Origin of the sequence: Burkholderia sp. 4NA327C6 (genome assembly GCF_005502655.1) — a bacterium.
Taxonomy (GTDB): domain Bacteria; phylum Pseudomonadota; class Gammaproteobacteria; order Burkholderiales; family Burkholderiaceae; genus Burkholderia; species Burkholderia contaminans.
In genome coordinates this window covers 199,387-226,094 of the sequence record NZ_SCNZ01000001.1, presented here as the reverse complement: position 1 = coordinate 226,094, position 26,708 = coordinate 199,387, and the positions used below count along the sequence as shown (strand labels likewise).

Here is a 26,708-nt window from a genome sequence, read left to right as displayed (position 1 = left end):
CGCGGCCGCGCTACGCGCTCGCCAGTTCATTCGGTGACGGCGCGCCGCCCGGCGCCGCATCGTCCGCGCCATGCCGGCCCGCGACGACGCCGGCTTCGATCAGCGCACGCGCATCGTCCGGCGTGTAGCCGAGCTCGCCGAGCAGCGCGCGCGTGTCCTGGCCGAGTGCGGGCGGAGCCGTGCGCAGCCGCAGGCGTTCGCCGGCAAGCGTCAGCGGCAGCAGCGCGGTGCGCGTGTCGACCGGCCGCCCGGCGCTGCTCGCGTCGGCCGGCAGCGTCACGGCCTCGAGGCCGCCCGTGGCGAGCAGGTGCGGATCGTCGAACAGGTCCTGCGGTTTCGTGATCGGCGCGTACGGCAGGCCGTTCGATTCGAAGATCGCGCCGATCTCCGCAGCCGAATGCGACGCGAGCCGCGCGCGCAACTCGGGCAGCAGCCACTCGCGCGCCTGCACGCGCAGGTTGTTGGTCGCGAGGCGCGGATCGTCCTTCAGCGCGGCCAGGCCGAACGCATCGCAGAACAACGCCCACTGCGTGTCCGATACGACCGCGAGAAAGATCTGTTCGCCATCCTTGACGGCAAACACGTCGTAGACGGCCCACGCGGAAATCCGGCTCGGCATCGGCGATGCGGCCTGCCCGGTCACCGCGAACTGCATCATGTGCTGCGCGACGAGGAACACGTTGTTCTCGAACAGCGAGCTCTGTACCTGCTGGCCGCGGCCGGTGCGTTCGCGCTGCGCGAGCGCGGCCATCGCGCCGATCGCGCCGAACATGCCGCCCATGATGTCGTTCACGCTGGCGCCCGCGCGCAGCGGCCGCCCTTCCGGGCCCGTCATGTACGCGAGGCCGCCCATCATCTGCACCACTTCGTCGAGCGCGGTGCGATGCTCGTACGGCCCCGGCAGGAAGCCCTTGTGCGATACGTACACGAGGCGCGGGTTCAGCGAGAAGAGCGCGGGATAGCCGAGGCCGAGCCGGTCCATCGTGCCGCTCTTGAAGTTCTCGCTGAAGACATCCGCCGTCGCGACGAGCCGCAGCACGATCTCCAGCCCGCGCGGATCCTTCACGTCGACGGCAAGGCTCTTCTTGTTGCGATTGAACATCCCGAAGAAGCCCGCGCCGGAACCGCGCAGCGCGCGCGTGCTGTCGCCCGCGATCGGTTCGATCTTGATGACTTCCGCGCCGAGATCCGCGAGCAGCATCCCGCAGGTCGGGCCCATCACCATGTGCGTCATCTCGATCACGCGCGTGCCTGCGTACGGCAGCGCCGAAGCCGGTTGATGGTCGTTCATTGCGCGACTCCCGTCAGGCATCCTTCCGGTTGCACCGCGCTCGGTGCGCGGCCGTCCGCGTAACGGAAGCCCTTCGGCAACCCGGCGTCCGGCACATGCCCGTACAGCGCCTCGGCCGGCAGCGCCGCGTGCAGGATTGCGCGCGCGGCGAGCAGCGCGTCGACGTCGATACCCGTGTCGAATCCCATCGCTTCGAGCAGGAACACGAGATCCTCGGTGACGATGTTGCCGGTCGCGCCCGGTGCATACGGGCAACCGCCGAGGCCGCCCTGGCTCGCGTCGATCGTCGTCACGCCCGCGTCGAGCGCCGCGACGACGTTCGCGAGCCCCTGCCCGCGCGTATTGTGGAAATGCGCGCCACCCGCCTTGCCGCCGACTTCGCGCTGCAGGCGCAGGAACAGCCGGCGCACCTGCGCCGGGTTCGCATAGCCGCTCGTGTCGGACAGCCCGATCTCGTCGACGCCGCATTCGGCCATCGCCACCGCCATCGCGATCGTCTCGTCGTCGCTGACGGCGCCCGCGATCGTGCAGCCGAACGCGACCGACACGCCCGCCTCGATCTGCACCGAGGGAAACCGCGCGTCGCGCAACGCGACGATCGCACGCACCTCGTCGATCATCTGTGCGGGCGTCTTGCGGATGTTCGCCAGCGAATGCGCTTCCGTCACCGAGACCGGCAGCGTCAGCTTGTGCACGCCGGCCTCGAATGCGCCCTCGGCGCCGCGCAGGTTCGGCGCGAGCGCGGCGACGTGCAGCCCGGGAATCGCCAGCGCGTGCGCGACGACTTCGCGCACGTCGGCCATCTGCGGCAGCAGCCTGGCCGGCACGAACGACCCGACCTCGATCTCGCGCAGGCCGGCCGCGGCAAGCGCCGTGATCCAGCGCAGCTTGCCGGCCGTCGGCATCACGGCCTGGATGCTCTGCAGGCCGTCGCGCGGCCCGACCTCGCTGACCAGCACCTTCGGATATTCGGAAACACTCATTTGACACTCCATCGTTCTATCTGAAAGAACATCGTTCTGTTTGACAGAACTTTATGCACACGTCGAACAGGCCGTAAGCGGGGTATACCCGTGAAATTGCGATTTTCTGGAACTTGAGTTCTGCCAGGCAGAACGATATAGTCGGACGATCATCCTCAGAAGGAAGCAGGCAGTGCCCAAGACTCAAACCGATCACGCCGGCAGCGAGCCCGATTCGCCGGTCGAAGAAGCGTCCAGCGGCGTCGCCGTGCTCGATCGCGCGTTCGCGATCCTCCGTGCGTTCGGGCAGACCGACGACCGGCTGTCGCTCGCGGAGCTGTCGCGCCGCACCGGGCTGTACAAGAGCACGATCCTGCGCCTGCTCACGGCGCTCGAACATGGCGGCTTCATGCGCAAGCTCGACGACGGCCAGTACGCGATCGGGCACGAGCCGCTGCGGCTCGCCGCGCTGTATCAGCGTTCGTTCCGGGTCGGCCCGGTGGTCGAGCCGCTGCTCGAGACGCTGAGCCGCGAACTCGGCGAAACGGCGTCGTTCTACGTGCGCCAGGGCGACATGCGCTCGGTGCTGTACCGGGTCGAGCCCGCCCGTGCGGTGCGCGTGTCGATTCGGGTCGGCGAGGAGTTTCCGGTGCGCCAGGGCGCGTCCGGGAAGGTGCTCCTGGCGTTCACCGACCTGCAGGATGCGCGATGGAACGACGTGCGCGAACAGCTGTGGGCCGCGTCGTACGGTGAGCGCGACCCCGAGACGGCGTCGGCATCCGCGCCCGTGTTCGGCGCAGCCGGCGAGTGTGTCGGCGCGCTGACCGTATCGGGCCCGAAATCGCGGCTCGCCGACGCGCCGGCCATGGCGGCGGCGCTCGCGATGCTGTTGCCGCTCGCGCAGAAGGCGACCGTGGCGCTCGGCGGCTCAGGCGCACGCTACGACGCGGCGGCCGTGCGTGACAGCCTCGCGCGACTCGCATCGGCAGCGGGCCACGGCGACGCGGCGCCGTAACCGACGGCGCGCGCCTGGCCGCGCCACAGCGCGAAAGGCGGCCGCGTGCGACACTGGCCGCCGATGCATGCATCGCGCGCCGCCTGCGGGCGTGCCGCGCGTGCCGCAACCAACCGGACACGCTTGAGGGCCGCCACCATGAACGCCGCGCGCACCGCCACCTGGTATTTCGATTTCGTTTCGCCGTTCGCCTATCTGCAGCAGGAACAATTCGACCGGTTGCCGGCCGCCGCCGCATTCGAGCCTCGGCCCATCGTGCTCGGCGCACTGCTCACGCACTGGGGCCAGAAAGCGCCGGCCGAGATCGCGGCGAAACGCGTCTTCACCTATCGTCACGCGCAATATCGCGCGGAGAAGCTCGGCATCGCGTTCCGGATGCCGCCCGCGCACCCGTTCAATCCGATCAAGCCGCTGCGCCTCGCGATCGCGATGGGCAATTCTCCCGACGCAATCCGGCGGATCTTCAGGCATATCTGGCGCGACGGCCAGGACGTGTCGACACCGGAAGGCTTCGCCGCGCTGTGCGAAGCAGTCGGCTTTCCGGAAGGTGTGACGGCCGTCGACACCCAGCCGGTGAAGGACGCGCTGCGTGCGAACACCGACGATGCGATCGCGCACGGCGTATTCGGCGTGCCGACCTTCGCACTCGACGGCGACCTGTTCTGGGGCGAGGATGCGACCGACATGTTCGCCGACTGCGCGACGTCGCGCGCGTGGCTCGATTCGCCCGAGGTGCGCCGCATCAGCGCGCTGCCCGAAGGGATCCGGCGCGGCTGACACCACCGTGGCCGCCCGGCGCTCGCGGCACATCCCGCGTCGGAGTCAGGTATCGCGCCCTTCGACGAGCCCCGGCACGGCCTCGCGCATCATCGCGGCGAACCGGACGAGCCGCGACGGATAGAACTGCGCATGCGGGTAGGTCAGGTAGACGGGCAGCGGCGCGGCCTGCCACTCGGGCGCGAGGTGCACGAGCTCGCCGCGCGCGAGGTGGTCGGCCAGCATCCATGACGAACCGACGCACGCCCCCACTCCCAGCAACGCCGCGCTGCGCAGCGCGTAAAGGTTCGCGGTCGTGATGCGCGGGCGGATCGCAATGCGCCGCGTCTCGCCCGTGGCCGAATGCGTGAGCGCCAGCTCCGTGCGGTAGTACGTGCGCAGCGCGAGCCACGGCAGCGCGGCCAGCGCGTCGGGATCGGCCGGCACGTCGGCGCCGTTCAGCACGGACGGCGCGGCGACCACGAAGCGCGGCACCTTCGAGAGCCGGATCGCGACCACGGCCGGATCGGTCGGCTCGCCCACCTGGATCGCGCAATCGATGCCGCTGCCGACGAAATCCCGCACCTCGTCCTGCAGCAGCCACTCGACCGACACGCGCGGATAGTCGCGCAGGAACCGCGCGAGCGGCTCGACGAAACGCTCCTGCCCGAACGCGTGCGGCACCGCGACCCGCAACAGCCCGTCCGGCTCCTCCTGCGCACCGCGCAGATCGGCCTCGAACGCCGCCCAGTTCGCCAGCAGCTCCTTCGCGCGCTTGAAGCAGCGCTCGCCGTCGACGGTCAGCCGCATCGTGTGCGTGGTTCGCTGCAGCAGCCGCATGCCGAGCGAGCGTTCGAGCGCCTGCAGCCGCCGGCTGATCGTCGGCTGTGTCGTATGCAGTTGCGCGGCCGCGGCCGACAGGCTGCCGGCTTCGACTATGCGTACGAAGGTTTCCATCAGCTCGAAACGATAGCCCGCTCCGTCCACCGGCACCGCCTGAATGCGCGGAGATCCGCCAGGAGCGGGAGAGAAGGGGGATTTTTCGGCCATTCGTGGAGCGTATAACAAATCTGCGCGGGGCGGCACTACCGTGGCCGGCCGCATGCCGCCACACTCGCGTCCATTCCTTCATCGCAACCAGGATGCACGCCATGTCCACCCCGTCCCGACTCGATGCCGCGCCCCGCGCCGCACACGCCCCGGCCCACCCGGCCGCCCGTTCGATGCCCGATCGCCGGCTCGTGCTGCTGCTCGCGGCCGCCGCTGGCCTCGGGGTCGCGCCGCTCTACTACGCGCAGCCGATGCTCGGCGCGCTCGGGCCCGATCTCGGCGCGTCGGCACGGGCGATCGGCTTCGTGCCGACGCTCACGCAGCTCGGCTATGCGCTCGGCATCCTGCTGCTCGCGCCGCTCGGCGACCGTTTCGACCGCCGCCGCGTGATCGTGACCAAGGCCGCGACGCTGGTCGTCGCGCTGCTGCTCGCCGCGATCGCGCCGTCGCTCGGGCTGCTGCTCGCGGCGAGCTTCGCGATCGGCCTCGCGGCGACGATGGCGCAGGACGTCGTGCCGGCCGCCGCGACGCTCGCGCACGACGCGCATCGCGGCCGCATCGTCGGCACGGTGATGACGGGGCTGCTGCTCGGCATCCTGCTGTCGCGGGTCGTGGCCGGGTTCGTCGCCGAGACGGCCGGCTGGCGCGCGATGTTCGCGCTCGCGGCCGCCAGCGTCGCGGCGATCGGCGTCGTGGCCGCGCGCGGGCTGCCGCACTTCGAGCCGACCACGCGCCTGCCGTATCGTGCGCTGATCGGGTCGCTCGGCGCGCTGTGGCGCCAGCATCCGGCGCTGCGCCGTGCCGCGCTCGCGCAAGGGTTGCTGGCGATCGGGTTCAGCGCGTTCTGGTCGACGCTCGCGGTGATGCTGCACGGCGCACCGTTCCACCTCGGCAGTGCAGCCGCGGGCGCATTCGGCCTCGCCGGTGCAGCGGGTGCGCTGGCCGCGCCGATTGCCGGGCGCCTGGCCGACCATCACGGCCCCGAGCGCGTCACGCGCATCGGCATCGGCATCGCGACGGTGTCGTTCGCGTCGATGGCCGCCGCACCGCTGATGTCGACGCATGCCCAGCTCGTGCTGCTCGCGGTCGCGACGATCGGCTTCGATCTCGGCGTGCAGGCCACGCTGATCGCGCACCAGGCGATCGTCTACCGGATCGACCCCGCGTCGCGCAGCCGCCTCAACGCGGTGCTGTTCGTCGGCATGTTCATCGGGATGGCGGCCGGCGCCGCGATCGGCAGTTTGTTGCTCGCGCAACTGGGCTGGAATGCGGTGACCGGGCTGGCCGTCGTGACGTCGCTCGCCGCGCTCGCCGTGCGGATCTGGCGCCGCTGAGTTTCCGCGTCCGCACCCACCTGGCGGGCAGGCCCACAAGGGCTTGCCCGCCTTTTCTTTTATTTTCGATCGGCGCACGCATGACGCCGGGCAGCCTGGCAGATTCGTGCGCATTCGGCACGAAAAGCCCCCATCCCGCGAACGGTCCGCACCCCTTCGAACGAATGTCCAGTTCAACCGATTATTTTTCCGGCGGCCGTGCGCCTCAATGCGAAAACGTCGGACGATTCGATGCGCCCCGCCACGCGGCGCTCCCCCATCCGGCCCCGTTGCACAGCCCCGTTTTATCAGGGGATTCCCGGTATTTTTTCGAATTTTCTTCGAAATAACGGGTGACATACTTGCCCCCCGTTGCGCTCCGGTACGAGCGCGCTTTCCGATCCTGCCGGCCGCATGTCATGCGCTGAGCGTCCGCCCGGGTCGCACAGAACATGAACGATTTCGACACCACGATCCAGACCTTCCTCACCCACATCACGTTCGGCCCGCTGATGAATCACGCGATCCGCGTGATCGCCGGACTGTACACGTTCAAGGGCTTCGTGCTCATTCCCGTGCTGTGCTGGCTGTGGTTCCAGCCGGGCCCGAACCGCGAGCGGCAGCGCGAGCAGGTCGTCGCGACGATCGCGAGCGGGCTCATCGCGCTCGCGATCGGCCGGCTGCTCGCGCAGGTGCTGCCGTTCCGCGTGCGGCCGATCTACAACCCCGACCTGCACCTGCACTTTCCGTCGGCAGGGCTGCGCGCGGCCACGCTGCAGGCATGGAGTTCGTTTCCGAGCGATCACGCGATGCTGTGGATGGCGATCGCCACCGGCATCTTCATCATCGCGCGCCGCGTCGGCGTGTTCGCGCTGCTGTATGCCGTGGTGTTCATCTGCCTGCCGCGCGCGTATCTCGGCTTTCACTATCCGACCGACCTGATCGCGGGCGCCGCGATCGGCATCGCGCTCGCGTGGCTGCTGACGCGCGATGCAATCCGCTCGCGCTTCGCACCGCAGGTGCTCGCGATGATCAAGCGCTTTCCCGCGCCGGCCTATACGCTCGCGTTCCTGCTGTGCTTCGAGCTGATCACGCAGTTCGACGAACTGCTGACGCTCGCGCAGTCGGCCACCCACACGATGTGACGGGGAGACGCCGCGATGCTGCCGCTGCTTACGTTCCGCCGCCCCGGCACGCGCTGCCGGCCATGCGCAGTGGCGGCGCGCCGCGCGTCGCCCACGCCGATCAGTCGCGATCAGGCGCACCCAGCGGAAAGAACGGGCGAAACGGCCGCGCCTCGTCGACCGCGCGCGCGAACGACGGCCGCGCCAGCAGACGCTGGCGGTACGCCAGCACGTTCGCGAACGACGGATCGATCCGGTGCGTCCAGTCCGCGTAGAACAGGAACGGCGCCGCGCCGCAGTCGGCGAGGCTGAAGCGGTCGCCGGCCGCCCATTCGCGATCGGCCATCTTCTTGTCCAGCCACGCGTACGACGTCTCCAGCATCGCGCGCGCATCGGCCACCCCGCGCGCATCGCGCTCGGCCTCCGGCCGCAGCGCGTCGAACACGACCTTCTGCTGCGGCGTCGACACGTAGTTGTCGAAGAAACGATCCATCGTGCGCACCTCGAGCGCCGCGTGCGGATCGTCGGGCAGCAGGCGCACGGGGCCCGGATGGTTCAGGCCGAGATACTCGATGATGATCGACGCCTCGATCACCGTGCGGCCGGCATCGACGAGCACCGGAAAACGCTTCAGCGGCCACAGCGCGGCCAGCTCCTGCATCGGTTTCGGATCGTCGTGCGCGAGCACGCGATACGCGAACGGCGTGCCGTTCTCGTACAGCGCGGTCAACACCTTCTGGCAGTAGGACGAAAAGGGATGGGCGTAGAGCGTCGGCATCATCGTGGGGTCTCTCAGGGGTTTCGGCGCCGCGTGATGCGGCGCCACGTGATCGGATACCTTGACGACGAACGGCACGCGGCCATTTCGACAGCGAGTCGGAATTTTTTTCGTGCGACCTGGGGCGTTACGACCGACCGTCCATCACGACGCGCCCTTCGGCACGCCAGCGCAGCATCCCGCCGCCGAGATTCGCCACCGCGTCGAAGCCGGCCTTCAGCAGAATGACGGTCGCCTGCGCGGATCGCCCGCCGGCCCGGCACACGGTCACGACCGGCCGGTCGCGCGCGATCTCGCCGGCGCGCGCGGCCAGTTCGCCGAGCGGAATCGGCGTCGCGCCGGGCAGATGGCCGAGCGGGCCGGTGAATTCGTCCGGCTCGCGCACGTCCACGACCTGCACCGCCGGCAGATGATCCTCGAGCCATTGCGGATCGATTTCCCAGAACCCGGCGAACGTATAGACGAGCGGCGCCCAGTCGGGCGCGGCCTGCACGTCGGGCGCGTTCGCCGCGACGCCGCATTGCAGGTTCGCCGGCACCGCGACGTCGATCTGCCGCGGATGCGCGAGCCCGAGGTTGCGCATGTAGCCCGCGAAATCGTCTTCGCTCAGGTCGCCGCCGAGACGCGGGTTGAAGCGCCGCTCCTCGCCGACGCTCGTCACCGTGAGCCCGCGATAATCGTGCGCCGGATACAGCAGGCACGCGGCCGGCAGCGTAAAGAGCCGGCCGTGTACCGCGCGATACAGCGCGCGCGGGTCGCCCTGCTGGAAGTCGGTGCGGCCCGTGCCGCGGATCAGCAGGCAATCGCCGGTGAACGCCATCGATTCGTCGTCGAGCACGAGGCTGATGCAGCCGTTCGTGTGGCCGGGCGTCGCGCGCACGGTCAGGTAGCGCGCACCGAACGCGCAGCGGTCGCCGTCGTTCAGGTAGCGATCGGCGCCTTGCGCGCCGCTCGCGGCCGAGATCGCGATCGTGCTGCCCGTGCGCTGCTTCAGCAGCCACGCGCCCGTCACATGATCGGCATGCACGTGCGTGTCGACGGTCGCGACGAGCCGCAGCCCGAGCTCGTCGAGCAGCGCCGCGTCGCGGCGCACCTGCTCGAACACCGGATCGATCAGCACCGCTTCGCGCGATGCGCTGTCGGCAAGCAGGTACGTGTACGTCGACGATTGCGGGTCGAAGAGTTGCCGGAAGATCATCGCGAAGTCGCTCCGTCGCTGGTTGAGGCTTGTTTGATGCGTGCTGGATGCTGCCGTCCGGCCCGCGCCGCGACGGTCGCCGTCGCGCGGGCCACCCCGTCGTGATCCTGCATGGCCGGCATCCGGCCGGCACGGTGTGTCAACGCGGCTGCGTCACGTAGCGCAAGTACGGCTTCAGCGTCCGGAAGCCGTCCGGATACTTCTGCTTCGCCGCATCGTCCGACACCGACGTCGGAATGATGACATCGTCGCCGGGCTTCCAGTTCACGGGTGTCGCCACCGTATGCTTCGCGTTGAGCTGCAGCGCGTCGAGCAGGCGCAGCACCTCGTCGAAGTTGCGCCCCGCGCTCATCGGATAGACGAGCATCGCCTTGACCTTCTTGTCCGGCCCGACGATGAAGACCGAGCGCACGGTCGCGTTGTCGACCGCCGTGCGCGGGCCGCCGCTCGCATTCGGGTGAATCATGTCGTACAGCTTCGCGACCTTCAGCTCGTCGTCGCCGATCAGCGGATAGTTGACCGCGTGCCCCTGCGTTTCAGCGATATCCGCCACCCACTTCCGGTGATCGCTGACCGGATCGATCGACAGCCCGATGATCTTCGTGTTGCGCTTGTCGAATTCCGGCTTGAGCCCGGCCATGTAGCCGAGTTCGGTCGTGCACACCGGCGTGAAATCCTTCGGATGGGAAAACAGGATCGCCCAGTGGTCGCCGATCCATTCATGAAAGCGGATCGTTCCCTCGGTGGTCTCCGCGGTGAAATCGGGCGCGTCCTCGCCTAGTCGAATCGACATGTTCGTCTCCGTGAAAGGGGAATCGTCAGACGCCCGCGCCACGGCTTGCGCGCGACGCGCGATCGTCCGCGCGCGAAGGGCCGGCATGACACATGCCGGGGTCCGCGCGTTCATATAGCCTAGTTCAAAATGCGCGCGCCACCGGTATCGAGCACGCGGCGTGCTTGCGTATCGCGGCCGATTCCGATGGCGAATGCGGTGCAGCGGAACGGTGCGCCGCACCCGGCCGCCGGTACGCACTGACTTACACTACCGGCTGTTCTCGTCTTACGTTCACAGGAATTCCACCGACATGTCGATGACGATCGATCCGAAGCAGGCCGCCGCGCTGCTGGCCGTCGCCGACACGGGCAGCTTCGAGCAGGCCGCCGTGCGCCTGCACGTGACCGCATCCGCCGTCACGCAGCGGGTCCGCGCGCTGGAAGCGAGCCTCGGCACGCCGCTCGTGCTGCGCACGCGGCCGTGCCGCCCCACGGTGGCCGGGCAGCGCGTGCTGCAGCACCTGCGGCGCGTCGCGCTGCTGCAGGCCGACCTGCAGAGCACGCTCGCGACCGAGCGCGAATCGCCGATCTCAGTCACGATCGCGCTCAATTCGGACAGCCTCGGCACGTGGTTTCTGCCGGCGCTGACGTCCGTGCTCGCCGGCGAGCGCATCCTGTTCGAGCTGATCGTCGAAGATCAGGATCACACGTTCGCGTTGCTCGAAAGCGGGATGGCAGTGGGCTGCGTGACGACCGAGCCGAAGCCGATGCGCGGCTGCCTCGCGACGCCGCTCGGCACGATGCGCTACCGGCTGCTCGCCGCCGCCGCGTTCGCGGTGCGCTGGTTTCCGCGCGGGCTGAACCGGACGAGCGCGCGCAAGGCGCCCGTCGTCGCGTATTCGCGGCGCGATACGCTGCAGTCGTCGTTCCTGAAGGAGAAGTTCGGGTTGCCCGAAGGCGCGTACCCGTGCCACTACGTGCCGGGCACTCATTCGCACTTCGCGGCGGTGCGGCACGGGCTCGGCTACGCGATGGTGCCGGAGCCGCTGATCGGCAGCGCACCGCTCGACACGCAGGGGCTCGTCGATCTCGCGCCCGCCCATCCGACCGACGTCACGCTGTACTGGCACGCGTGGACCGTGCAGTCGCCGACGATGGCGTCTTTGTCCGAGCGGGTCGTCGAAGCGGCGCGGCGGCTGCTCGCGCCGCTGCCGTGACACGCGTGCAAGCGGCGCCGCCCACGCCGCATATGGGGTATGTCGTGCGGTGTGCCGTGTGCGATGCGCGGCGCAGCGCGGTACACCTGGCGACGAGAATCCCCGCCGCGCCGCCTATACTTTTTCCATCGGCCTGATGAGCGCCCCGCGCGGCCGATCACGCCTGTCCGGCCGTTCCCTTTCCTGCAAGGAGAACATCATGTCTCGCCGCTATATCGATTGCCGCGAGTTCCCCAGCGCGACGAATTGCTCAGTAGCGATTTCTGCCGACTCCGACAACGAACTGCTGGAGGCCGCCGTGCAACATGCGGTCCTGGTGCACCAGCACACCGACAGCGCCGAACTGCGCACGCAACTGAAAGCGCTGTTCCGCGACGGCACACCGCCCGCGGATGCACCCCGGCGAGCATGACCCGCCGGCTCGCCCGATATCGACAGACGGGTTGCCACGTCGCCCCCGTCGCCTCTCCGCCTCCTGCTTCGCGCCACATCGGGCCGGCGGCCCCGCCGGCCGGCGCATTCCACCTTACGCGCGGCGTTGCGCGAAATACGCACCGACCGCGTCGATGAACGTATCGATGTCCGCGCGCGACACGTCGCAGTGCGTGACGAAGCGCGACGCGTACAGCATCTGCGTGAGGATCCCGCGTTCCTTGAGCCACGCCTCGAGCGGCGCGCAATCGGCTTCGGGGAATTGCGCGAACACCATGTTCGTCGCGTGCGACAGCACCTTCACGGAGTCGATGCGCGCGAGGCCTTCGGCGAGATGCGCTGCATTCGCGTGATCGTCCGCGAGCCGTTCGACATTGTGGTCGAGCGCATACAGGCATGCGGCCGCGAGAATGCCCGACTGCCGCATGCCGCCGCCGAGCACCTTGCGCCAGCGCTGCGCGCGCTCGATCAGCGCGCGATTGCCGACCAGCACCGAGCCGACCGGTGCGCCGAGCCCTTTCGAGAAGCAGATCGACACGCTGTCGAACGGCGCGCCCAGTTCGGCGATCGAACGGCCCGACGCGACGGCCGCGTTGCACACGCGCGCGCCGTCGAGGTGCAGGGACAACCCGCGGCTGCGCGCGAGCGCGGTCGCTTCCTGCACATAGCCTTCCGGCAAAACCTGCCCACCGATCGTGTTTTCGAGCGCGAGCAGGCGCGTGCGGGCAAAGTGATTGTCGAGCGGCTTGATCGCCGCGGCGATCTTCGCGAGCGGCAGCGTGCCGTCCGGCGCGTTCTCGATCGGCTGCGGCTGGATGCTGCCCAGCACGGCCGCGCCGCCGCCTTCGTACTTGTAGGTATGCGCGAGCTGGCCGACGATGTACTCGTCGCCACGCTCGCAATGGGCCATCAGCGCGGCCAGGTTGCTCTGCGTGCCGCTCGGGAAGAACAGGCCGGCTTCCTTGCCGGCCCGCTCGGCCGTCACCGCCTGCAGGCGCAGCACGGTCGGGTCGTCACCCCATACGTCGTCGCCGGTTTCGGCGGCAGTCATCGCGGCCAGCATTGCCTGGCTCGGACGTGTCACGGTATCGCTGCGTAAATCGATCATCGCTGAGTCCTGGGTAAACGCGGACCGGAACCGATGCGCCCGGCCCTGCCGAAACGAGACTCAGAGTGTACGCAATTCATGCAGCGTATGTGTATCGACGGTCGAGGCACGCACGGCGCGTCTGGCGCACCGGGCGCACGTGCGCGCCATGCCGTACGACGCCGCCCTAGCCGTCGTCAGTAGCGCGGCGGCGGCGGTTGAACGCCCGCCGGCGGCATCGGCGGCGCCGCGCGCGGTGCACCGCCGTATCCGCCCCCGCCATACCCACCGCCACCGCTCATCCCGCCCGGCACCGGCACGCGGTTGCCGGTCGCGTACATGCACTGCAGGTAGCCATAGTCGTAGCGGCGCTGGATGTCGTAGGCCGAGCCTTGCGCCGCACCGGCACCCACCACGCTGCCCGCGAGCAATCCCGCGCCCGCGCCGACTGCCGCCCCCGTGCCGCCGTTGAACGCCGCGCCGGCCGCCGCACCCAGTGCGGTGCCGACGGCTGCGCTGCCCACTGCGCTTGCGGTCGACGCCTGCCCGGCGCTCACGCCGCCCGATTGCTCGAACGCGTATTGGCGGCAGTTCGCATCGTCGGCGCGGAACTGGTCGAACGATTTGCCGGTGCCGGGCAACGCCATCACGCTCGGCCCGGTCGGCATGTACGCGCATGCGCCGAGCAGGCCGGCCAGCGCGAGCGCGGCCGGCACGCGCAGCGGTCGAAATATGGATTTCATCGTCGCGCCTCCATCATTGCGGCCGCGCCGGCACCGATCGCCAGCCCGACTTGCAGGTCTTCACATACGGGTAGTAATGCTTCGACGCGTCGCAGTAGTACCAGAGGTTCGCGTCGCCTTCGTCCTGCGGCTGGCCCTTCTCGACGTACTCGGGCGGCGGCCCCGGATCGACGGGCACGGCCACGACGGGCGGCGGGTAGTAGTAAGGCGCAGGGACGACGGGGTAGTAATACGGGTAGCCGGGGCCGATATAGACCCCGACCCGGGCGGCATGCGCCACGCCGCCCGTCGCGATCGCCACTGCGGCCACCGCGCCCAGCGCGAGCTTCAATCGATTCACGTCACGTTCTCCGGCTGGCGGTTCGTCGATGCGAACCCGACATACGGAACGCTACGCCGCGCACGATCCGTCATCCATTACGGACACACCCGCCAATATTGCGCGGCATTACCAATGTGACAGACCCCATCGACCGCGGCCCGCCGGCACGACCGCGCACGTTACGCGATAACGCATCGCAACGGTTCGGCCGTGCGCGGGCGCGACGCCGCGCGTTGTCACGCGGGGGTTTGCGCCCGCATCGAGCCGTTCCGATGACGCGACGCGCCATATTGCCGCACGTGCGTCAGACCGCCACGCCGCGGCCGCGCCTGCCGCACGCATCCTTCTTGATACGAATCAACGATTTACCGCGAAAACGCGCGCGACGGGCTGGACATCTGCGACGAGTTGGCGCATTTCGCGGTGCAACATCGCGGCACATACTCCAGCCAACCCCGACGCCCATCGGCCGGGGTCCGTCGGCACCCGCCGGCGGGTATCGTCAGCCTCGGTCAACTGGTATGGACACCGCTCTTTCGGCCCTCGATCTGGCCCGCCTGCAATTCGCGTTCACCGTCTCCTTTCACATCGTCTTTCCGGCGCTGAGCATCGGCCTCGCCAGCTTCATCGCCGTGCTCGAGTATCGCTGGCTGAAAACCGGCAAGCAGTACTACAAAACCCTCTGCCTGTTCTGGTCGAAGATCTTCGCGGTCGCGTTCGGGATGGGCGTCGTCTCCGGCGTCGTGATGAGCTATCAGTTCGGCACGAACTGGTCGGGCTTCTCGAGCTTCGCGGGCGCCGTCACCGGGCCGCTGCTGATGTACGAGGTCATGACCGCGTTCTTCCTCGAAGCCGGCTTCCTCGGCATCATGCTGTTCGGCTGGAACCGCGTGAGCCCGCGCGCGCACTTCGGCGCGACGCTGATGGTCGCGATCGGCACACTGATCTCGACGTTCTGGATCCTCGCGTCGAACAGCTGGATGCAGACGCCGCAGGGCTTCGAGATCGTCGACGGCCGCGTCGTGCCGACCGACTGGTTCGCGATCATCTTCAATCCGTCGTTCCCGTACCGCCTGTTCCACATGGCGATCGCCGCGTTCATCGTCGCCGCGCTGGTGGTGGCCGCGACGGGCGCCTGGCACCTGCTGAAGGGCCGCCGCGACAAGGGCGTGAAGAAGATGTTCTCGATGGCGCTGTGGTTGCTGCTCGTGCTCGCGCCGCTGCAGGCCGTGATCGGCGACCAGCACGGCATCAACACGCTGAAGCACCAGCCCGCGAAGATCGCGGCGATCGAAGGGTTGTGGGAAACCGAGAAGGGCGGCACGCCGCTGAACCTGTTCGGTATTCCGGACATGAAGGCGGAAACGACCCGCTACGCGGTGAAGGTGCCGCACCTCGGCAGCCTGATCCTCACGCACAGCTGGGACGGCGAGATCCGCGGGCTGAAGGAATTCCCGCCGGAAGACCGCCCGAACTCGACAGTCGTGTTCTGGAGCTTCCGGATCATGGTCGGCCTCGGCTTCGCGATGATCGGTCTCGCCGCGCTCGCCTGGCTGCTGCGCCGCCGCGGCAGCCTGTATGAATCGAAGTGGTTCCAGCGCTTCGCGCTCGTGATGGGCCCGACCGGCTTCGTGTCGCTGCTCGCGGGCTGGGTCACGACCGAAGCCGGCCGCCAGCCGTGGGTCGTGTATGGCGTGATGCGTACCGCGCATGCGGTATCGCCGCTGTCGGTGCAGCAGGTCAGCCTGTCGATGATGACGTTCGTGATCGTGTACTTCCTCGTGTTCGGCACCGGCGTGTACTACATGCTGAAGCTGATGAAGGCCGGCCCCGCGCTCCCCGACGTGAAGCACGACGACACCCCGGACACGCGCCCCGACCACACCGCGCGCCGCCCGATGTCGGCCGTCGACGAGCCGCTCGAGACCGTCTGAGCCCACCCTTTCCGCATACGAGAAAACCTATGGACGTCACCGTAATCTGGGCCGCGATCATCGCATTGGGGCTCTTCATCTACGTCGTGCTCGACGGCTTCGACCTCGGCATCGGCATCGTCTTCCCGTTCTTCCCGGACGAGAAGGAACGCGACCTGATGATGAACACGGTCGCGCCCGTGTGGGACGGCAACGAGACGTGGCTCGTGCTCGGCGGCGCGGGGCTGTTCGCGGTGTTCCCGGTCGTCTATTCGACCGTGCTGTCCGCGCTGTACCTGCCGCTGATCTTCATGCTGGTGTGCCTGATCTTCCGCGGCGTATCGTTCGAGATCCGCGCGAAGGCGAGGCGCACGAAGCAGCTGTGGGATCTCGCGTTCATCGGCGGCTCGGCCGGCGCGACGTTCTTCCAGGGGATCGCGCTCGGCGCGTTCCTGCAGGGCATCAACGTGAAGGACGGCGTGTTCGCGGGCGACGCCTTCGACTGGCTCACGCCCTTCAGCCTGCTGACCGGCCTCGGCCTGATCGTGACCTATGCGCTGCTCGGCTGCTGCTGGCTCGTCGCGAAGACGGAAGGCGACCTGCAACGGCGCCTGCATCGTGTCGTATGGCCGCTGACGGTCGTGCTGCTCGGCTTCATCGCGGTCGTCAGCCTGTGGACGCCGCTGCAGGATCCGGCCATCGCGCAGCGCTGGTTCGATTCGGGGCTGTTCTGGCGCCTGCTGCCGGTGCCGTTCCTGGTCGCCGGCTGCGCGGTGTGGATGCGCCGCGCGGTGCGCGCCCGGCATGACATGACCCCGTTCGTGCTCGCGCTGGCGCTCGTGCTGCTCGGCTACGTCGGCCTGCTCGTCACGCTGTTCCCGTATGCGATTCCCCAGACGATGACGATCTGGGAAGCGGCGGCGCCGCGTTCCAGCCAGACCTTCACGCTGGTCGGCGCAGCGGTTATCCTCCCGATCATCATCGCCTACACGACGATGGGTTACTGGGTATTCCGAGGCAAGGTGCGCCATGAAGACCAGCATTACTACCACCACTGATTCCGCCGAGCACCAGCCCGATGCGCCGAAGCCGCGCATGCGCGGCTGGATGTGGTTCGTCGTCCTGTGGGCGGGCGGCGTGATTGGCGCCGTCACGCTCGGCTACGCGTTCAAGATCTTCATGAACCTGACGCTGTTTGCGGTGAAGTAGACGAAGCGGCTGCCGGATCGAGCGACGATCCGGCAGCCGTTTTCTCGTCGACGGCTGCAGCGTCGCCCCGATGCCGCGGAAGACGCGCCGGCATCCGCGCCCATTCTCCGGGCGGCCGCGCGCACACCGTTCCCCGCCCCTCCCTTGCGCCCCCGGCGCCGGCACCTGCGTGCCGATCACCGCTCGCACGACGTCGTGCACATCGCCTTGTCCATCGCGCCGAAGAAGGTCTGGTAGTAATCGGGCTCGACGATGGTCTTCATCCGCGAGTCGCCGTTGCTGTCCCATACCGTGCGGTCGAATCGCGCACGCACGATCGCGTCGCGCGCCGCCGTCACGCGAACCGTGACGACGGCGGCTATCCGCTCGTGATCCGGCTTCGCGGGCAAGCCGCCAATGCGCGCCTTCAGCGCGCCGCGCAGCAGTTGCCGCCACTTCGGAATCAGCGTATCGCTGCGCCCGCCCTCGATCAGCCCCGAATCGCGATCGACCGTCACCGGCGCATAACCCTGTGCGCGCAGCACGCCGGCCACCGCGTCGAGTACGCGCCCCTGCGTCGCCCCCGCATAGCGGCGGTCGGTCATCATGCGCAGCGTCTGCTGCTCGCTTTCGGACAGGTCGACTTCGGTCTGGCTGGAGCTGTAGCGCACCAGCGATCCGCCGCTGCCGATCTGGCGTTCGTTGTCCGGCTTCGACGCACATCCGGCCAGTACCGCGAGCAGCCCGGCACAGGCGAGCGCCAGCGCGCCGCGGCCGTGCACCGGCGGCACCGCTGCCTCGCGGCGCATCGCGCGCCGGGCGCGAAGTCGGCGGCGAATTCCGGTTGATCGGCAATCGGGTGGCGCTATGATCGTCATCGCGGTTTTCTCCTGTCGGCGCCATCATAGGGACGCGCCCCGACCGCCACAAACGACATTTTTTGACCCACTGTGTAGCTTTTCTTCGCGATCTCACGATGCGCCGATTGCCGCCCCTGAACGCGCTGCGCAGCTTCGAAGCTGCCGGCCGCCTGCAGAGCCTCACCCTCGCCGCCGACGAGCTGAACGTGACCCAGAGCGCGGTCGCGCAGCAGATCCGCGTGCTCGAATCGTTCTTCGGGCAGAAGCTGTTCGAGCGCGACGGACGCTCGTTGCGGCTCACGCCGCGCGCGCGGCATTACCTCGTCGACGTCGCGAGCTGCCTCGGCCGGCTCGCACAGGCGACGGGACAGATGTTCGAACCCGGCGGCGGCCATCCGGTGCGGATCAACACGTCCGTCTCGTTCGCGCATGGATGGTTGCTGACGCAACTGGCTGCGTTCCAGGCCGAACATCCGGACATCGACGTGCAACTCGTCACGACGCCCGACAACGAGCGCGACCAATTCGACGAAACCTGCGACATCGTGGTTCGTCGCTACACGCCGGAGTTGCGCCGCAAGGGGTTCGTGTCGCGGCCGCTGCTCGCGACCGTCGCGGTGCCGGTGTGCGCGCCCGGCCACCCGGTGCTCGATCAGGTGCGCACGCCGGCCGACCTGCGCAATGCGCCGCTGCTGCATTACGCGGGATTGCCGCAGGCATGGCAATACTGGTTCCACCAGGCGGGCTCGGTCGTCACCGAGACGCTGCGCGGGCCGTTCTATCGCGAGTTCTTCCTGATGACCAAGGCCGCCGCGAGCGGGCTTGGCGTATGCCTCGCGCCGCGTGCAGTGGTGCGCGACGACATCGAGCAAGGGCGGCTCGTCGCGCTGTTTCCGGAAATCCACCTGGAAGCGCCGCCGTTTCATTGCCTGTATCGCGACGACGACGACCCGTCGCTGCGCACGTTCGTCGACTGGCTGTTCGCGCGGGCGGAGGAACTGGAAGGGGCGCCGCCGGGATAGCCGGCGCGGGGTAGGGGGTGGAAACCGATGAAACAGCCCGAAGCGGCTGCCTTACCGACGACCGGACGGATGCGCTGTCACCGCCAGCTATGTGGTCTGTCGCACCACGCCCAGCTTCAACCCCAGCATACCGAAGATGCGGTTCATCGTCTGCACCGTCCCGTCGCTGCGACCTTGTTCGATATCCTGAATGGTCTTCGTCGACACGCCGGCGAGCTTGGCCATTTCCGCGCTCGTGAGTCGCATCGTCTTCTTCAGATGACGTACCGATTCGCGCAACGACCATTCAGGATGTGCGAGCACGTCTTCGATCGCTTGTCGTCGAAGCGAAAGCTGCTCGGGAAGTGGCAGCGCGTTATAGCGTTTGTCCATCGTGTCACCCCTTCCTAGCGCAACGCATCCAGCTCACGAGCAAGCCGCTCGAGCCCCGGCTTCAGAAAGGCATGCACATCGTGCTCCAGCCCGAGATCGACACCATGATCGGCGATCTCCCGCAAACTCGGCGACATCGCGCTCGCCCGTGCCCGCAATGCATCGCGATCCAACGCGACATGCGCCTCCCCCGCCTGCGGCTCGCTGGTTCGAACGACGGTATCCAACACCCGCCCCCAATCCGGCTGCCCCCCATCATTGCCTTCCCAGCGGATGCGCCGCGCAATGCCATCCGGATGCAGATACATCGGCGCGAAGTCGTAAAGCGGCGTCAGCGCGACGCGTCCATCGAAGTCACGTTGCAACGCGGTGTTTCTCGCATGATTGTCCTTGTTGCCCAACGCGAGATTCGCGACATCGCGGCACAGGTATTCCGCCACCTCGGCCTGCGGGTCCGTGCATTGACGCACGAGATGCCAGCACACCTCGTCGTGGCTCGGAACGACACCAAAGCCGGCCTTGTCCGTCAACGAAGCGATGCTTTCCTGGGCAAACCGGACGACACGACCGTCGATATGCACCCGATCAAAACGCCGAATGAACAGCGAGCGATCACGCAGCGCCAGTGGGGCGTGCACGCGCAAGCCGAGACGCTGCGCCAATGCCATGTAGGGCGCCTCGTGGCGCAGGATCTGCGCAAGGCGCGCGTTCGCTCCGCGCCCGAACTTGACGATGTAGTGCTCGCGTGCGCGCTCGTCCGGCAGCGTGTGGTCCAGATAGAGCAAACCGTCGTCGGCACGGGTCAGTAGCAGCTTCGGCCACTCGCCCTGTACGCCCGAGGAGCCTGCAACGAAGAAGCCGTGTGTGGCGAGATATTCGCTGAACGCGTCGCCTCGCGCGGCAACCTCCTCGTCGGTAAAACCCTGCTGCGGCCCCTGACGTTCAGCCAGCCAATGCACGGCCTCCTTGATTCGCAGATTTCCGATCGAATTGGCTGCCCCTGCCCGCAGCAATGGCCAGTCGGCCCGTTCCTCGGCAGTTTCCGGCAAACCGAGACGGCGCAGCAACTCCGCGCGGCCGAACCCTTGCGGCAACAGATCGATCAGGAAAACAGGCCAATGCGGCGTCTCCAGTGGTTCAAGGCCAACCGGAAATCGGCACGTCATGGCGTGCGCATCGCGGGAGAGCTGATGGCGAACGGCCCACTCGACGTCATAACCCGTATAGGCGCGCGCGCGCCAGCCTTCGTCGGACGTGCCGAACAAGGTGACAACACCGATATCGTGCCAGGCACCGTCTGCGTGGAGTTGAATCGTACAGGAGTCGTTCATTTCGGCATAAATCTACATAAATTATCCGGGTTGTCGCAGATAAAGTATATATATTTCCGCCGAAATATAAACTTTGCCGTTAGGTGGACGAGACTCGACGTTCAGGAAGTCGCCCGGCGTTTACTTTTGCTCGCGCAGCGCCGCCTCGATCTTCCGGTCGGTCTTGTACTGGCTCAGCGCATACACCGACCAGATTGCGGCCGGCAGCCATCCGATGATCGTGATTTGCAGGATCAGGCAGATGATCCCGGCGATCGGGCGGCCGATCGTGAAAAACTGGAACCACGGCAACAGCAGGGCAAGCAGAAGGCGCATCCGGAATCCTCTCGAGGCGTCATTGAACGTTCATGCACCGCCAATATGGCGAGTTGCCCGCACCATTTCAAGTCCGCCGCAGACGAACACCGGACGCGCAGCCGGCACCTCCTGCCGCCGGCCTACGCCGAATCGGCCAGCCACCGCGCGACTCGCGCAACGAGCGGATCCGCTTCGTCGAAGCATTCGGCGCCCGCCACGCGCGGCGCGTCGCAAATCGCGAACACCGGCTTGCCCCACTGCAACCCGAGCGCGATCTCGGACAGCGTGCCGAGCCCGCCGCCGACCGCGATCAGGCACAGCGACGCACGCGCGACCAGCGCGTTGCGCGTGATGCCGAGCCCGGTCGGCAGCGCGACGCTCAGGTAGGGATTCGCGAGCGTCGCATCGTCTTCCGGCAGCAGCCCGATCGCGCACCCGCCGGCCGCATGCACGCCGCGCGCGGCCGCCTCCATCACGCCCTGCTTGCCGCCGCCGACGATGGCGACACCCGCCGCCGCGAGCGCATGTGCGATCCGCTGCGCGACCCGCATCTGTTCGTCGGTCGCCTCGCGCGGACCGATCACGCCGACCGGCATGCGATGCCGCCGCGTGCCGCGCTGCCGCTGCGCGAGTTGCGCCAGCGCGTCGCACGCCGCGTCCGACCACTCATCCATGACGTCGTTGCCGTACAAGGCCTTCCCCCAATGCAAGAACGCAGGTGCAGATCGCCGTCAGCACGATCGACAGTACCGCCGCCTGCGAGAAATCGGTTTGCCCGTCCGACAGCTTCAGATACATCAGCAGCGGCAGGATGTTGATCTGCGTGCCGGCCAGCGCGAGCGCCGTGCCGTAGGTGCCGAGCGCGATCGCCGTGACGAGGCACCACGCGGACGCGACCGACGGCCACAGTTCGCGCCACGCGACGTCGAGCCACGCACGCCACGGGCGCGCGCCGAGCGTCAGTGCCGCCTCGAGCGGCCGCCGGTCGAGATTCGCGAGCGCCGGGTAGATCATCAGCGCGACCCGCGGGATCAGGTAATACGCATACGCGACCGCCAGCCCCGGCATCGTGTAGATCGCGCCGCCGAGCACGGTCGGGTCCGCGCCCAGCGACGCCGCGAGCGTGGTGACGAAGCCGGCGCGGCCGAACGCGAGGATGAAGCCGTACGCGATCACCAGCCCGGAGAACGCGAGCGGCACGCCGAGCAGCGCGAGCGTCCAGTGGCGGCGGGCGGGCGACTGCCCCGCCAGCGCGAATGCGACCGGCACACCGATGCCGACCGACAGCGTGCCGGCGCCCACCGCCAGCGCCAGCGAATGTGCGATCGCATCGGCGACGAGCGGGTCGCGCAGCACCGCACCGAACGCACGGCCGCCATCCGTGAACGCCGAGCCGACGAGCGCGGCGAGCGGCAGCGCGAAGCACACCGCCAGCAATACCGCCGCCGGCACCGCGCCGAAGCGGCGCAGCGCACCGCGTTCCGCCAGGGAGGTCTGCATCGTGTGCCCCTTACTGGCCGAGCGTCGCCTGCGACCAGAGCTGGTCGACCTCGGCCTTGCGCGCGGCCGCCTTCGCCACGTCCAGCGGACGCACCTGCGGCGCCTTCGGCAGCTTCGCCGCGACATCCGGCGCGACCGGCGTGCCGGGCACGGCCGGCCGCACGAAGCCCTGCGCGAACAGCGCCTGCCCGACGTCGCTCATCACCAGGTTGAGCCAGAGCTGCGCGGCGGACGGGTTCGGGCCGTTCTTCACGAGGCTCATCGCGTACGGCGCCGATACGCTGCCGTCCTGCGGAATCACGACGTCGGCCGCGTCACCCATGCCGTCGACGTACTTCGCCTTCAGGCCGTCGTTCTCGTAGCCGATCAGGATCGGAATCTCGCCCTTCACGAACTTCGCATAAGGCGTCGTGCCTTCGACGCGCAGCACGTTGCCCGCGCGCTTCAGCTTGCCGAAGAATTCCGTGCCGGGCTTCGGGTTCTCGACGCTGCCGCCGTTCGCATATGCGGCCGCGAACACGGCGACCTGCCCCTGCCCGGTCGAACGCGGGTCGAGATAGACGACCGCGTTGCGATACTCCGGCTTCAGCAGGTCGGACCAGCGCTGCGGCACGTTCTTCACGAGCTTGCGGTTGACGAGGAACGCGATGTTCAGCGAGTGCACCGCGAACCAGCGGCCGTCCGCCGAGCGAAACACGTCCGGCAGCTTGTCGAAGTTGACCGGCTTGAACGGCGCGACGACATCCTTGCTTTCGGCGTCGAGCGCCGACGCGGCGAAGTAGTACGCGGTATCGGCCTGCGGACGGCGGCGCGACTTGTCGAGCGACACCACGGTCGCGGCCGAGCCGATGTCGTTGTAGGTGATCTCGACCTTCGGATAGCGCTTGCGGAACTCGGCGAACAGCGCCTTCCAGTTGGCCCATTCGGGGCCCGTGTCGAACGACACGACGAGCCCTTCGTCGGCGGCCTTCGCATACAGCGCGTCCTCGCCCGGATACAGCGGCGCGGCGTGCGCAGGCGCGACGGCCAGCGCCGCGAACGCGCAGAGCGCCAGCACGCCGGCGCGCATGGTTTTCACAAGAGGGTGGCCTGCAGGCATCGGGATTCTCCGTTGAATGAAAGGGGTCATTGCGCCTCCGGCGCGGCCGGCAGCACGAGCAGATGGCGCGGGTCGATCGCGATCCGCCGGGAGGCCGGCACGCGGCCTTCGCACAGCAGCGGGTCGGCCGAGCCGGCGGGAATGAAGTCGTAGCGCTGCGTCGCGCCGAAGTAGCGCACGTCGCCCGGCGCGCCGTCGATGCGGTTCACGCCGTGTGCCGGCGGATCGGCCTCCACGTGCTCCGGCCGCACCAGCACCTCGACCTCGGCGCCCGGCCGGTGCCCGCCGGTCTCGACGCGCAGCGTCGCGAACCGCACGTCGACCGTATCGTGCGCGCTCACGCGGCCGCGCAGCAGCGTCGAATGCCCGACGAAGCGCGCGACCTGCGCGGACACGGGCCGCTCGTACAGGTCGCGCGGCGTGCCCACCTGCAGCACCCGCCCGCCGTCGACGATCGCGACGCGGTCGGCCATGCTCAGCGCCTCGTCCTGGTCGTGCGTGACGAGCAGCGTCGTCGCGCCGCACGCGCGCTGCAGCGCGCGAATCTCGTCGCGCAGCTGATGGCGGATGCCGGCGTCGAGCGCCGCCAGCGGCTCGTCGAGCAGCAGCAGCTTCGGTTCGATCACGAGCGCGCGCGCCAGCGCGACACGCTGCTGCTGCCCGCCGGACAGCATCGCGATGCCGCGTTCTGCATGCGCCGCGAGGCCGACCCGCTCGAGCATGTCACGCGCGCGACGCCGCCGAACCTCGGCCGCGACGCCGCGCATTTTCAGCCCGTACGCGACGTTGTCGGCCACCGACAGGTTCGGGAACAGCGCGTAATGCTGGAACACCATGCCGACCTCGCGCCGCCACACCGGCACGCCGGCCATGTCGGCGCCGCCGATCGCGATGCGGCCGCTGCCGCCGTCGAGCAGGCCGGCCGCGAGCCGCAGCAGCGTGGACTTGCCGGAGCCGCTGCGCCCCATCACCGCGAGCAGCTCGCCTTGCGCGGCGGACAGCGTGACGTCGTCGACGCCGTGCCGCGCGCCGGGATACTGGAAACTGACGTGTTCGAACTCGAGACTCATGACGGACTCACTTCATACGTTGCACGGTGCCGACCGATACGAGCGTCGCGAGCACGGCGAGGACGAGCAGCACGACGGTCGCCGCGCACGCCATCCCCGACGCGCCGTAGAACGCCTGCAGCAGCACGATCGGATAGTTGCGGTAGCGAAAGCCCGCGATCAGGTTCGATATCTGGAATTCGCCGATCGACAGCGCGGCCACCATCACGAGCCCCGAAAACAGGCTGTGCCGCAGGTTCGGCAGCACGATCGTGACGAACTGGCGCAGAGGCGTCGCACCGAGCGTCGCCGCACAGGCCTCGAGGCGCGCGAGCCCGAGGTGGCGCAGATCGCTGAGCAGCGTCTGCAGCAGGTACGGCAGCGTCAGCACCGCGTGGGCCGCGATCATCAGCGGCAGCGTGCCGAGCCACGGCAGCGTGTCGCCGCTGAAGATCGCGATATAGCCGAAGCCGAGCGTCAGCGCGGGCACGGCCACCGGCATCAGCATCACGAGGCGGGTCGCCATGCCGCGCCCGGCCTGCGCACGGTGATGCAGCGCATACGCGAGCGGCAGGCCGACCGCGGCGTTCAGCGCACAGCACGCCAGCGCCACCGTCAGGCTCACGCCGAATGCGCGGGTGAAGCTGCGATTTCCGGCGAGATCGGCGAACCAGTGCCAGGTGAAGCCGGTCGGCAGCAGCGTGTTCGTCCACGACTGGCCCACCGAGCCGATCAGCAGCAGCGCGATCGGCAGCAACAGGTAGAGCCCGAACACCGCGACGAGCGCGTGCAGCAAGAGGCGTCCGGCACGCGGACGCACCGGCCTGTTACGCGAAATCGGAACACCATCGGCCAGGGCCGGGGCGGTAGACGCAGGCATGAAAACACTCGCGGACAAGAGACGAAGACACCGCGCAACGTCCGCCGGGCGGGGCTGTCACGCGTTTTCTGGATGGCCGCAGTGTGCGGAGTCGACATGGCATCGTCATGAAAAAAACGTACAAAGCCCGCATCGATCTGTGCGCCGAAGGAATAGTCGCGATGAAGCACCTGTATCCGAACGTCTCGGAACTGCACGCATTCACCTGTTCTGCGAAGACCCTGAACTTCTCCTACGCGGCCCGCGAACTGGGCCTGACGCCCAGTGCGGTCAGCCGGCAGATCGCGAATCTCGAGGCGCTGTTCGGCGTGAAGCTGTTCGTGCGCGAGGGGCGCAGCCTCGTGCTCACGCGTGCCGGGCAGGTGTACTACGCACGTGTTGCCGGCCCGTTGCGCGAGATCGGCAACGCGTCGATCGAACTGCTGAGCGCGCGCGAGAACGACGACCTGCTGACGATCGCCAGCGTGCCGACGTTCACGACCAAGTGGCTCGTCCCGCGGCTCTCGCGCTTCCTGGCCGTCGCGCCGAGCGTCACGCTGAGCTTTCGCCGCCATCTCGCGCACGGCGACATCTTCCCGTTCGGGCTCGACGCGGCGATCCGCTACGGCGACGGCGCCTGGGAAGGGGTGCGAAGCGATTACCTGGACGGGCGAACCTTCGTGCCGGTCTGTACGCGTGAATTCGGCGAGCGGCACGCATTGCGCACGCCCGCCGACGCCGTCACGGCGCCGCGTCTCGTGCACGAGCAGGCGGAAATCGCGTGGTCTGCGTGGGCGGAACGCCATCGTGCGACGCAGATGAACGCGCTCGCGGGGCCGCGCTTCGAACAGTATTCGGTGCTGATCCAGGCCGCGCAGGCGGGACTCGGGCTCGCGCTCGTGCCGCGTTTCCTGATCGCCGACAATCTCGCGGCCGGCACGCTCGTCGAACCGTTCGATGCACCCGTCGAAGTCGACGCGCAGGGGCACTACCTGTGCTATGCGCCGGAACGCCTCGAGACGAGCGAAGCGTTGCGGCACTTCAGGGAATGGATGCTGGACGAATGCGCGCCGGCGTAAGCCGGCCCGCATTCGTCATACGGCAGGACGCGCTGGGCCGCGCGCCCCGCCGCACCGGACACCACCGGGCAGCGGCG

General features: G+C 68.4%; 29 protein-coding genes. 11 read left to right on the top strand and 18 right to left on the bottom strand.

The annotated features are described in order from the left end of the window. Positions 1–10 precede the first annotated feature (10 nt). Together FFS49_RS01065 and FFS49_RS01060 are read right to left on the bottom strand one after the other, a co-directional pair. Positions 11–1,291, bottom strand: a complete 1,281-nt coding sequence (locus FFS49_RS01065) for a CaiB/BaiF CoA-transferase family protein (RefSeq protein ID WP_047851299.1) — start codon at positions 1,289–1,291, stop codon at positions 11–13. Continuing rightward, a complete protein-coding gene (locus tag FFS49_RS01060) occupies positions 1,288–2,274 on the bottom strand; it encodes a hydroxymethylglutaryl-CoA lyase (RefSeq protein WP_046548673.1) in 987 nt (328 codons plus the stop codon). Before FFS49_RS01060 ends, FFS49_RS01065 begins: the two co-directional genes overlap by 4 nt. 172 nt (positions 2,275–2,446) lie before the next feature. Between FFS49_RS01060 and FFS49_RS01055 the strand changes: the two genes are divergently transcribed. Together FFS49_RS01055 and FFS49_RS01050 are read left to right on the top strand one after the other, a co-directional pair. Further along, positions 2,447–3,268, top strand: a complete 822-nt coding sequence (locus FFS49_RS01055) for an IclR family transcriptional regulator (protein WP_105818278.1) — start codon at positions 2,447–2,449, stop codon at positions 3,266–3,268. 138 nt (positions 3,269–3,406) lie between these two features. After that, a complete protein-coding gene (locus tag FFS49_RS01050) occupies positions 3,407–4,045 on the top strand; it encodes a 2-hydroxychromene-2-carboxylate isomerase (protein ID WP_105818280.1) in 639 nt (212 codons plus the stop codon). Between the two features lie 45 nt (positions 4,046–4,090). On the opposite strand, the gene FFS49_RS01045 is transcribed toward FFS49_RS01050, so the two are convergent. Beyond that, on the bottom strand, positions 4,091–5,074 hold the full coding sequence (locus FFS49_RS01045) for a LysR family transcriptional regulator (protein WP_105818281.1): 984 nt from the start codon (positions 5,072–5,074) through the stop codon (positions 4,091–4,093). Between the two features lie 101 nt (positions 5,075–5,175). Between FFS49_RS01045 and FFS49_RS01040 the strand changes: the two genes are divergently transcribed. Beyond that, positions 5,176–6,408, top strand: coding sequence for an MFS transporter (locus FFS49_RS01040; RefSeq protein ID WP_105818282.1), 1,233 nt, complete (start codon positions 5,176–5,178; stop codon positions 6,406–6,408). Between the two features lie 431 nt (positions 6,409–6,839). Further along, positions 6,840–7,532, top strand: a complete 693-nt coding sequence (locus tag FFS49_RS01035; protein ID WP_046548678.1) for a phosphatase PAP2 family protein — start codon at positions 6,840–6,842, stop codon at positions 7,530–7,532. A gap of 100 nt (positions 7,533–7,632) precedes the next feature. On the opposite strand, the gene FFS49_RS01030 is transcribed toward FFS49_RS01035, so the two are convergent. The 3 genes from FFS49_RS01030 to FFS49_RS01020 form a co-directional block, all read right to left on the bottom strand. Beyond that, a complete protein-coding gene (locus FFS49_RS01030; protein WP_046549472.1) occupies positions 7,633–8,292 on the bottom strand; it encodes a glutathione S-transferase family protein in 660 nt (219 codons plus the stop codon). 124 nt (positions 8,293–8,416) lie between these two features. After that, positions 8,417–9,487, bottom strand: coding sequence for an MBL fold metallo-hydrolase (locus FFS49_RS01025; RefSeq protein WP_047851307.1), 1,071 nt, complete (start codon positions 9,485–9,487; stop codon positions 8,417–8,419). A 139-nt stretch (positions 9,488–9,626) separates the two neighbouring features. Then, the gene (locus tag FFS49_RS01020) at positions 9,627–10,280 is read right to left on the bottom strand and encodes a peroxiredoxin (protein ID WP_046549473.1); all 654 of its coding nucleotides are present in this window, start codon (positions 10,278–10,280) and stop codon (positions 9,627–9,629) included. Between the two features lie 292 nt (positions 10,281–10,572). On the opposite strand from FFS49_RS01020, the gene FFS49_RS01015 reads away from it, so the two are divergent. Both FFS49_RS01015 and FFS49_RS01010 read left to right on the top strand, forming a co-directional pair. Beyond that, positions 10,573–11,478, top strand: a complete 906-nt coding sequence (locus FFS49_RS01015) for an HTH-type transcriptional regulator ArgP (protein ID WP_046548680.1) — start codon at positions 10,573–10,575, stop codon at positions 11,476–11,478. A 199-nt stretch (positions 11,479–11,677) separates the two neighbouring features. Beyond that, a complete protein-coding gene (locus FFS49_RS01010) occupies positions 11,678–11,890 on the top strand; it encodes a DUF1059 domain-containing protein (protein WP_105818283.1) in 213 nt (70 codons plus the stop codon). 114 nt (positions 11,891–12,004) lie between these two features. Here the strand turns inward: FFS49_RS01010 and ltaE are convergent, their stop codons facing one another. From ltaE to FFS49_RS00995, 3 genes are all read right to left on the bottom strand, one after another. After that, a complete protein-coding gene (gene ltaE, locus FFS49_RS01005) occupies positions 12,005–13,018 on the bottom strand; it encodes a low-specificity L-threonine aldolase (protein ID WP_046548681.1) in 1,014 nt (337 codons plus the stop codon). Between the two features lie 176 nt (positions 13,019–13,194). Continuing rightward, positions 13,195–13,740 (bottom strand): YMGG-like glycine zipper-containing protein, encoded by a 546-nt coding sequence (locus tag FFS49_RS01000; protein ID WP_105818284.1) that lies wholly within the window; start codon positions 13,738–13,740, stop codon positions 13,195–13,197. Between the two features lie 13 nt (positions 13,741–13,753). Beyond that, on the bottom strand, positions 13,754–14,080 hold the full coding sequence (locus FFS49_RS00995) for a hypothetical protein (protein WP_046548683.1): 327 nt from the start codon (positions 14,078–14,080) through the stop codon (positions 13,754–13,756). Positions 14,081–14,583: 503 nt separating this feature from the next. Here FFS49_RS00995 and FFS49_RS00990 point away from each other — a divergent pair. The 3 genes from FFS49_RS00990 to FFS49_RS00980 are packed head-to-tail and all read left to right on the top strand — an operon-like array spanning position 14,584 to position 17,184. Then, positions 14,584–15,996 carry a cytochrome ubiquinol oxidase subunit I gene (locus FFS49_RS00990; protein WP_047851316.1) on the top strand — a complete coding sequence of 471 codons (1,413 nt, stop codon included), beginning with the start codon at positions 14,584–14,586 and terminating at the stop codon, positions 15,994–15,996. Between the two features lie 29 nt (positions 15,997–16,025). Further along, entirely contained in the window at positions 16,026–17,033 is a 1,008-nt protein-coding gene (gene cydB / locus FFS49_RS00985; protein ID WP_105818285.1) for a cytochrome d ubiquinol oxidase subunit II, read from the top strand. After that, complete coding sequence (locus FFS49_RS00980; protein WP_046548686.1) at positions 17,005–17,184, top strand: hypothetical protein; 180 nt, start codon at positions 17,005–17,007, stop codon at positions 17,182–17,184. The genes cydB and FFS49_RS00980 overlap by 29 nt, the downstream gene beginning before the upstream one ends. A 176-nt stretch (positions 17,185–17,360) precedes the next feature. On the opposite strand, the gene FFS49_RS00975 is transcribed toward FFS49_RS00980, so the two are convergent. Further along, complete coding sequence (locus FFS49_RS00975; RefSeq protein WP_223274445.1) at positions 17,361–17,972, bottom strand: hypothetical protein; 612 nt, start codon at positions 17,970–17,972, stop codon at positions 17,361–17,363. A gap of 167 nt (positions 17,973–18,139) precedes the next feature. Here FFS49_RS00975 and FFS49_RS00970 point away from each other — a divergent pair, with 167 nt between their 5' ends. Further along, entirely contained in the window at positions 18,140–19,045 is a 906-nt protein-coding gene (locus tag FFS49_RS00970; protein WP_039349691.1) for a LysR substrate-binding domain-containing protein, read from the top strand. 87 nt (positions 19,046–19,132) lie between these two features. Here FFS49_RS00970 and FFS49_RS00965 read toward each other — a convergent pair whose 3' ends face one another. The 8 genes from FFS49_RS00965 to FFS49_RS00930 form a co-directional block, all read right to left on the bottom strand. Beyond that, positions 19,133–19,417, bottom strand: coding sequence for a helix-turn-helix domain-containing protein (locus FFS49_RS00965; protein WP_047851321.1), 285 nt, complete (start codon positions 19,415–19,417; stop codon positions 19,133–19,135). A 14-nt stretch (positions 19,418–19,431) separates the two neighbouring features. After that, positions 19,432–20,748 (bottom strand): HipA domain-containing protein, encoded by a 1,317-nt coding sequence (locus tag FFS49_RS00960; RefSeq protein ID WP_105818286.1) that lies wholly within the window; start codon positions 20,746–20,748, stop codon positions 19,432–19,434. Between the two features lie 120 nt (positions 20,749–20,868). Continuing rightward, on the bottom strand, positions 20,869–21,063 hold the full coding sequence (locus tag FFS49_RS00955) for a YqaE/Pmp3 family membrane protein (RefSeq protein ID WP_105818287.1): 195 nt from the start codon (positions 21,061–21,063) through the stop codon (positions 20,869–20,871). Between the two features lie 122 nt (positions 21,064–21,185). Next, on the bottom strand, positions 21,186–21,719 hold the full coding sequence (locus FFS49_RS00950) for a TIGR00725 family protein (protein WP_039349685.1): 534 nt from the start codon (positions 21,717–21,719) through the stop codon (positions 21,186–21,188). Beyond that, positions 21,712–22,545: an ABC transporter permease subunit gene (locus tag FFS49_RS00945; RefSeq protein ID WP_089441446.1), complete on the bottom strand. Its 834-nt coding sequence runs from the start codon at positions 22,543–22,545 to the stop codon at positions 21,712–21,714. The genes FFS49_RS00950 and FFS49_RS00945 overlap by 8 nt, the downstream gene beginning before the upstream one ends. A 10-nt stretch (positions 22,546–22,555) precedes the next feature. Further along, positions 22,556–23,644 carry an extracellular solute-binding protein gene (locus FFS49_RS00940; RefSeq protein WP_071333866.1) on the bottom strand — a complete coding sequence of 363 codons (1,089 nt, stop codon included), beginning with the start codon at positions 23,642–23,644 and terminating at the stop codon, positions 22,556–22,558. A gap of 26 nt (positions 23,645–23,670) precedes the next feature. Beyond that, positions 23,671–24,714, bottom strand: a complete 1,044-nt coding sequence (locus FFS49_RS00935; protein WP_105818288.1) for an ABC transporter ATP-binding protein — start codon at positions 24,712–24,714, stop codon at positions 23,671–23,673. 7 nt (positions 24,715–24,721) lie between these two features. Beyond that, positions 24,722–25,573 (bottom strand): ABC transporter permease subunit, encoded by an 852-nt coding sequence (locus tag FFS49_RS00930; RefSeq protein WP_046548694.1) that lies wholly within the window; start codon positions 25,571–25,573, stop codon positions 24,722–24,724. 161 nt (positions 25,574–25,734) lie between these two features. On the opposite strand from FFS49_RS00930, the gene FFS49_RS00925 reads away from it, so the two are divergent. Further along, positions 25,735–26,631, top strand: a complete 897-nt coding sequence (locus tag FFS49_RS00925) for a LysR substrate-binding domain-containing protein (protein WP_105818289.1) — start codon at positions 25,735–25,737, stop codon at positions 26,629–26,631. Positions 26,632–26,708 lie beyond the last annotated feature (77 nt).

Bases quoted from the DNA above. Each gene is read 5' to 3' on its own strand.
- FFS49_RS01060 (WP_046548673.1), bottom strand. From the start codon at position 2,274: ATGAGTGTTTCCGAATATCCGAAGGTGCTGGTCAGCGAGGTCGGGCCG.
- FFS49_RS00950 (WP_039349685.1), bottom strand. From the start codon at position 21,719: ATGGATGAGTGGTCGGACGCGGCGTGCGACGCGCTGGCGCAACTCGCG.
- FFS49_RS01045 (WP_105818281.1), bottom strand. From the start codon at position 5,074: ATGGCCGAAAAATCCCCCTTCTCTCCCGCTCCTGGCGGATCTCCGCGC.
- FFS49_RS00980 (WP_046548686.1), top strand. From the start codon at position 17,005: ATGAAGACCAGCATTACTACCACCACTGATTCCGCCGAGCACCAGCCC.
- FFS49_RS00945 (WP_089441446.1), bottom strand. From the start codon at position 22,545: ATGCAGACCTCCCTGGCGGAACGCGGTGCGCTGCGCCGCTTCGGCGCG.
- FFS49_RS01010 (WP_105818283.1), top strand. From the start codon at position 11,678: ATGTCTCGCCGCTATATCGATTGCCGCGAGTTCCCCAGCGCGACGAAT.
- FFS49_RS01030 (WP_046549472.1), bottom strand. From the start codon at position 8,292: ATGATGCCGACGCTCTACGCCCATCCCTTTTCGTCCTACTGCCAGAAG.
- FFS49_RS00970 (WP_039349691.1), top strand. From the start codon at position 18,140: ATGCGCCGATTGCCGCCCCTGAACGCGCTGCGCAGCTTCGAAGCTGCC.
- FFS49_RS00930 (WP_046548694.1), bottom strand. From the start codon at position 25,573: ATGCCTGCGTCTACCGCCCCGGCCCTGGCCGATGGTGTTCCGATTTCG.
- cydB (WP_105818285.1), top strand. From the start codon at position 16,026: ATGGACGTCACCGTAATCTGGGCCGCGATCATCGCATTGGGGCTCTTC.
- FFS49_RS01040 (WP_105818282.1), top strand. From the start codon at position 5,176: ATGTCCACCCCGTCCCGACTCGATGCCGCGCCCCGCGCCGCACACGCC.
- FFS49_RS01000 (WP_105818284.1), bottom strand. From the start codon at position 13,740: ATGAAATCCATATTTCGACCGCTGCGCGTGCCGGCCGCGCTCGCGCTG.
- FFS49_RS00935 (WP_105818288.1), bottom strand. From the start codon at position 24,714: ATGAGTCTCGAGTTCGAACACGTCAGTTTCCAGTATCCCGGCGCGCGG.
- FFS49_RS01035 (WP_046548678.1), top strand. From the start codon at position 6,840: ATGAACGATTTCGACACCACGATCCAGACCTTCCTCACCCACATCACG.
- FFS49_RS00965 (WP_047851321.1), bottom strand. From the start codon at position 19,417: ATGGACAAACGCTATAACGCGCTGCCACTTCCCGAGCAGCTTTCGCTT.
- FFS49_RS00960 (WP_105818286.1), bottom strand. From the start codon at position 20,748: ATGAACGACTCCTGTACGATTCAACTCCACGCAGACGGTGCCTGGCAC.
- FFS49_RS01015 (WP_046548680.1), top strand. From the start codon at position 10,573: ATGTCGATGACGATCGATCCGAAGCAGGCCGCCGCGCTGCTGGCCGTC.
- FFS49_RS00990 (WP_047851316.1), top strand. From the start codon at position 14,584: ATGGACACCGCTCTTTCGGCCCTCGATCTGGCCCGCCTGCAATTCGCG.
- FFS49_RS01025 (WP_047851307.1), bottom strand. From the start codon at position 9,487: ATGATCTTCCGGCAACTCTTCGACCCGCAATCGTCGACGTACACGTAC.
- FFS49_RS00975 (WP_223274445.1), bottom strand. From the start codon at position 17,972: ATGCGCCGCGAGGCAGCGGTGCCGCCGGTGCACGGCCGCGGCGCGCTG.
- ltaE (WP_046548681.1), bottom strand. From the start codon at position 13,018: ATGATCGATTTACGCAGCGATACCGTGACACGTCCGAGCCAGGCAATG.
- FFS49_RS01020 (WP_046549473.1), bottom strand. From the start codon at position 10,280: ATGTCGATTCGACTAGGCGAGGACGCGCCCGATTTCACCGCGGAGACC.
- FFS49_RS01050 (WP_105818280.1), top strand. From the start codon at position 3,407: ATGAACGCCGCGCGCACCGCCACCTGGTATTTCGATTTCGTTTCGCCG.
- FFS49_RS00955 (WP_105818287.1), bottom strand. From the start codon at position 21,063: ATGCGCCTTCTGCTTGCCCTGCTGTTGCCGTGGTTCCAGTTTTTCACG.
- FFS49_RS00940 (WP_071333866.1), bottom strand. From the start codon at position 23,644: ATGCCTGCAGGCCACCCTCTTGTGAAAACCATGCGCGCCGGCGTGCTG.
- FFS49_RS00925 (WP_105818289.1), top strand. From the start codon at position 25,735: ATGAAGCACCTGTATCCGAACGTCTCGGAACTGCACGCATTCACCTGT.
- FFS49_RS01065 (WP_047851299.1), bottom strand. From the start codon at position 1,291: ATGAACGACCATCAACCGGCTTCGGCGCTGCCGTACGCAGGCACGCGC.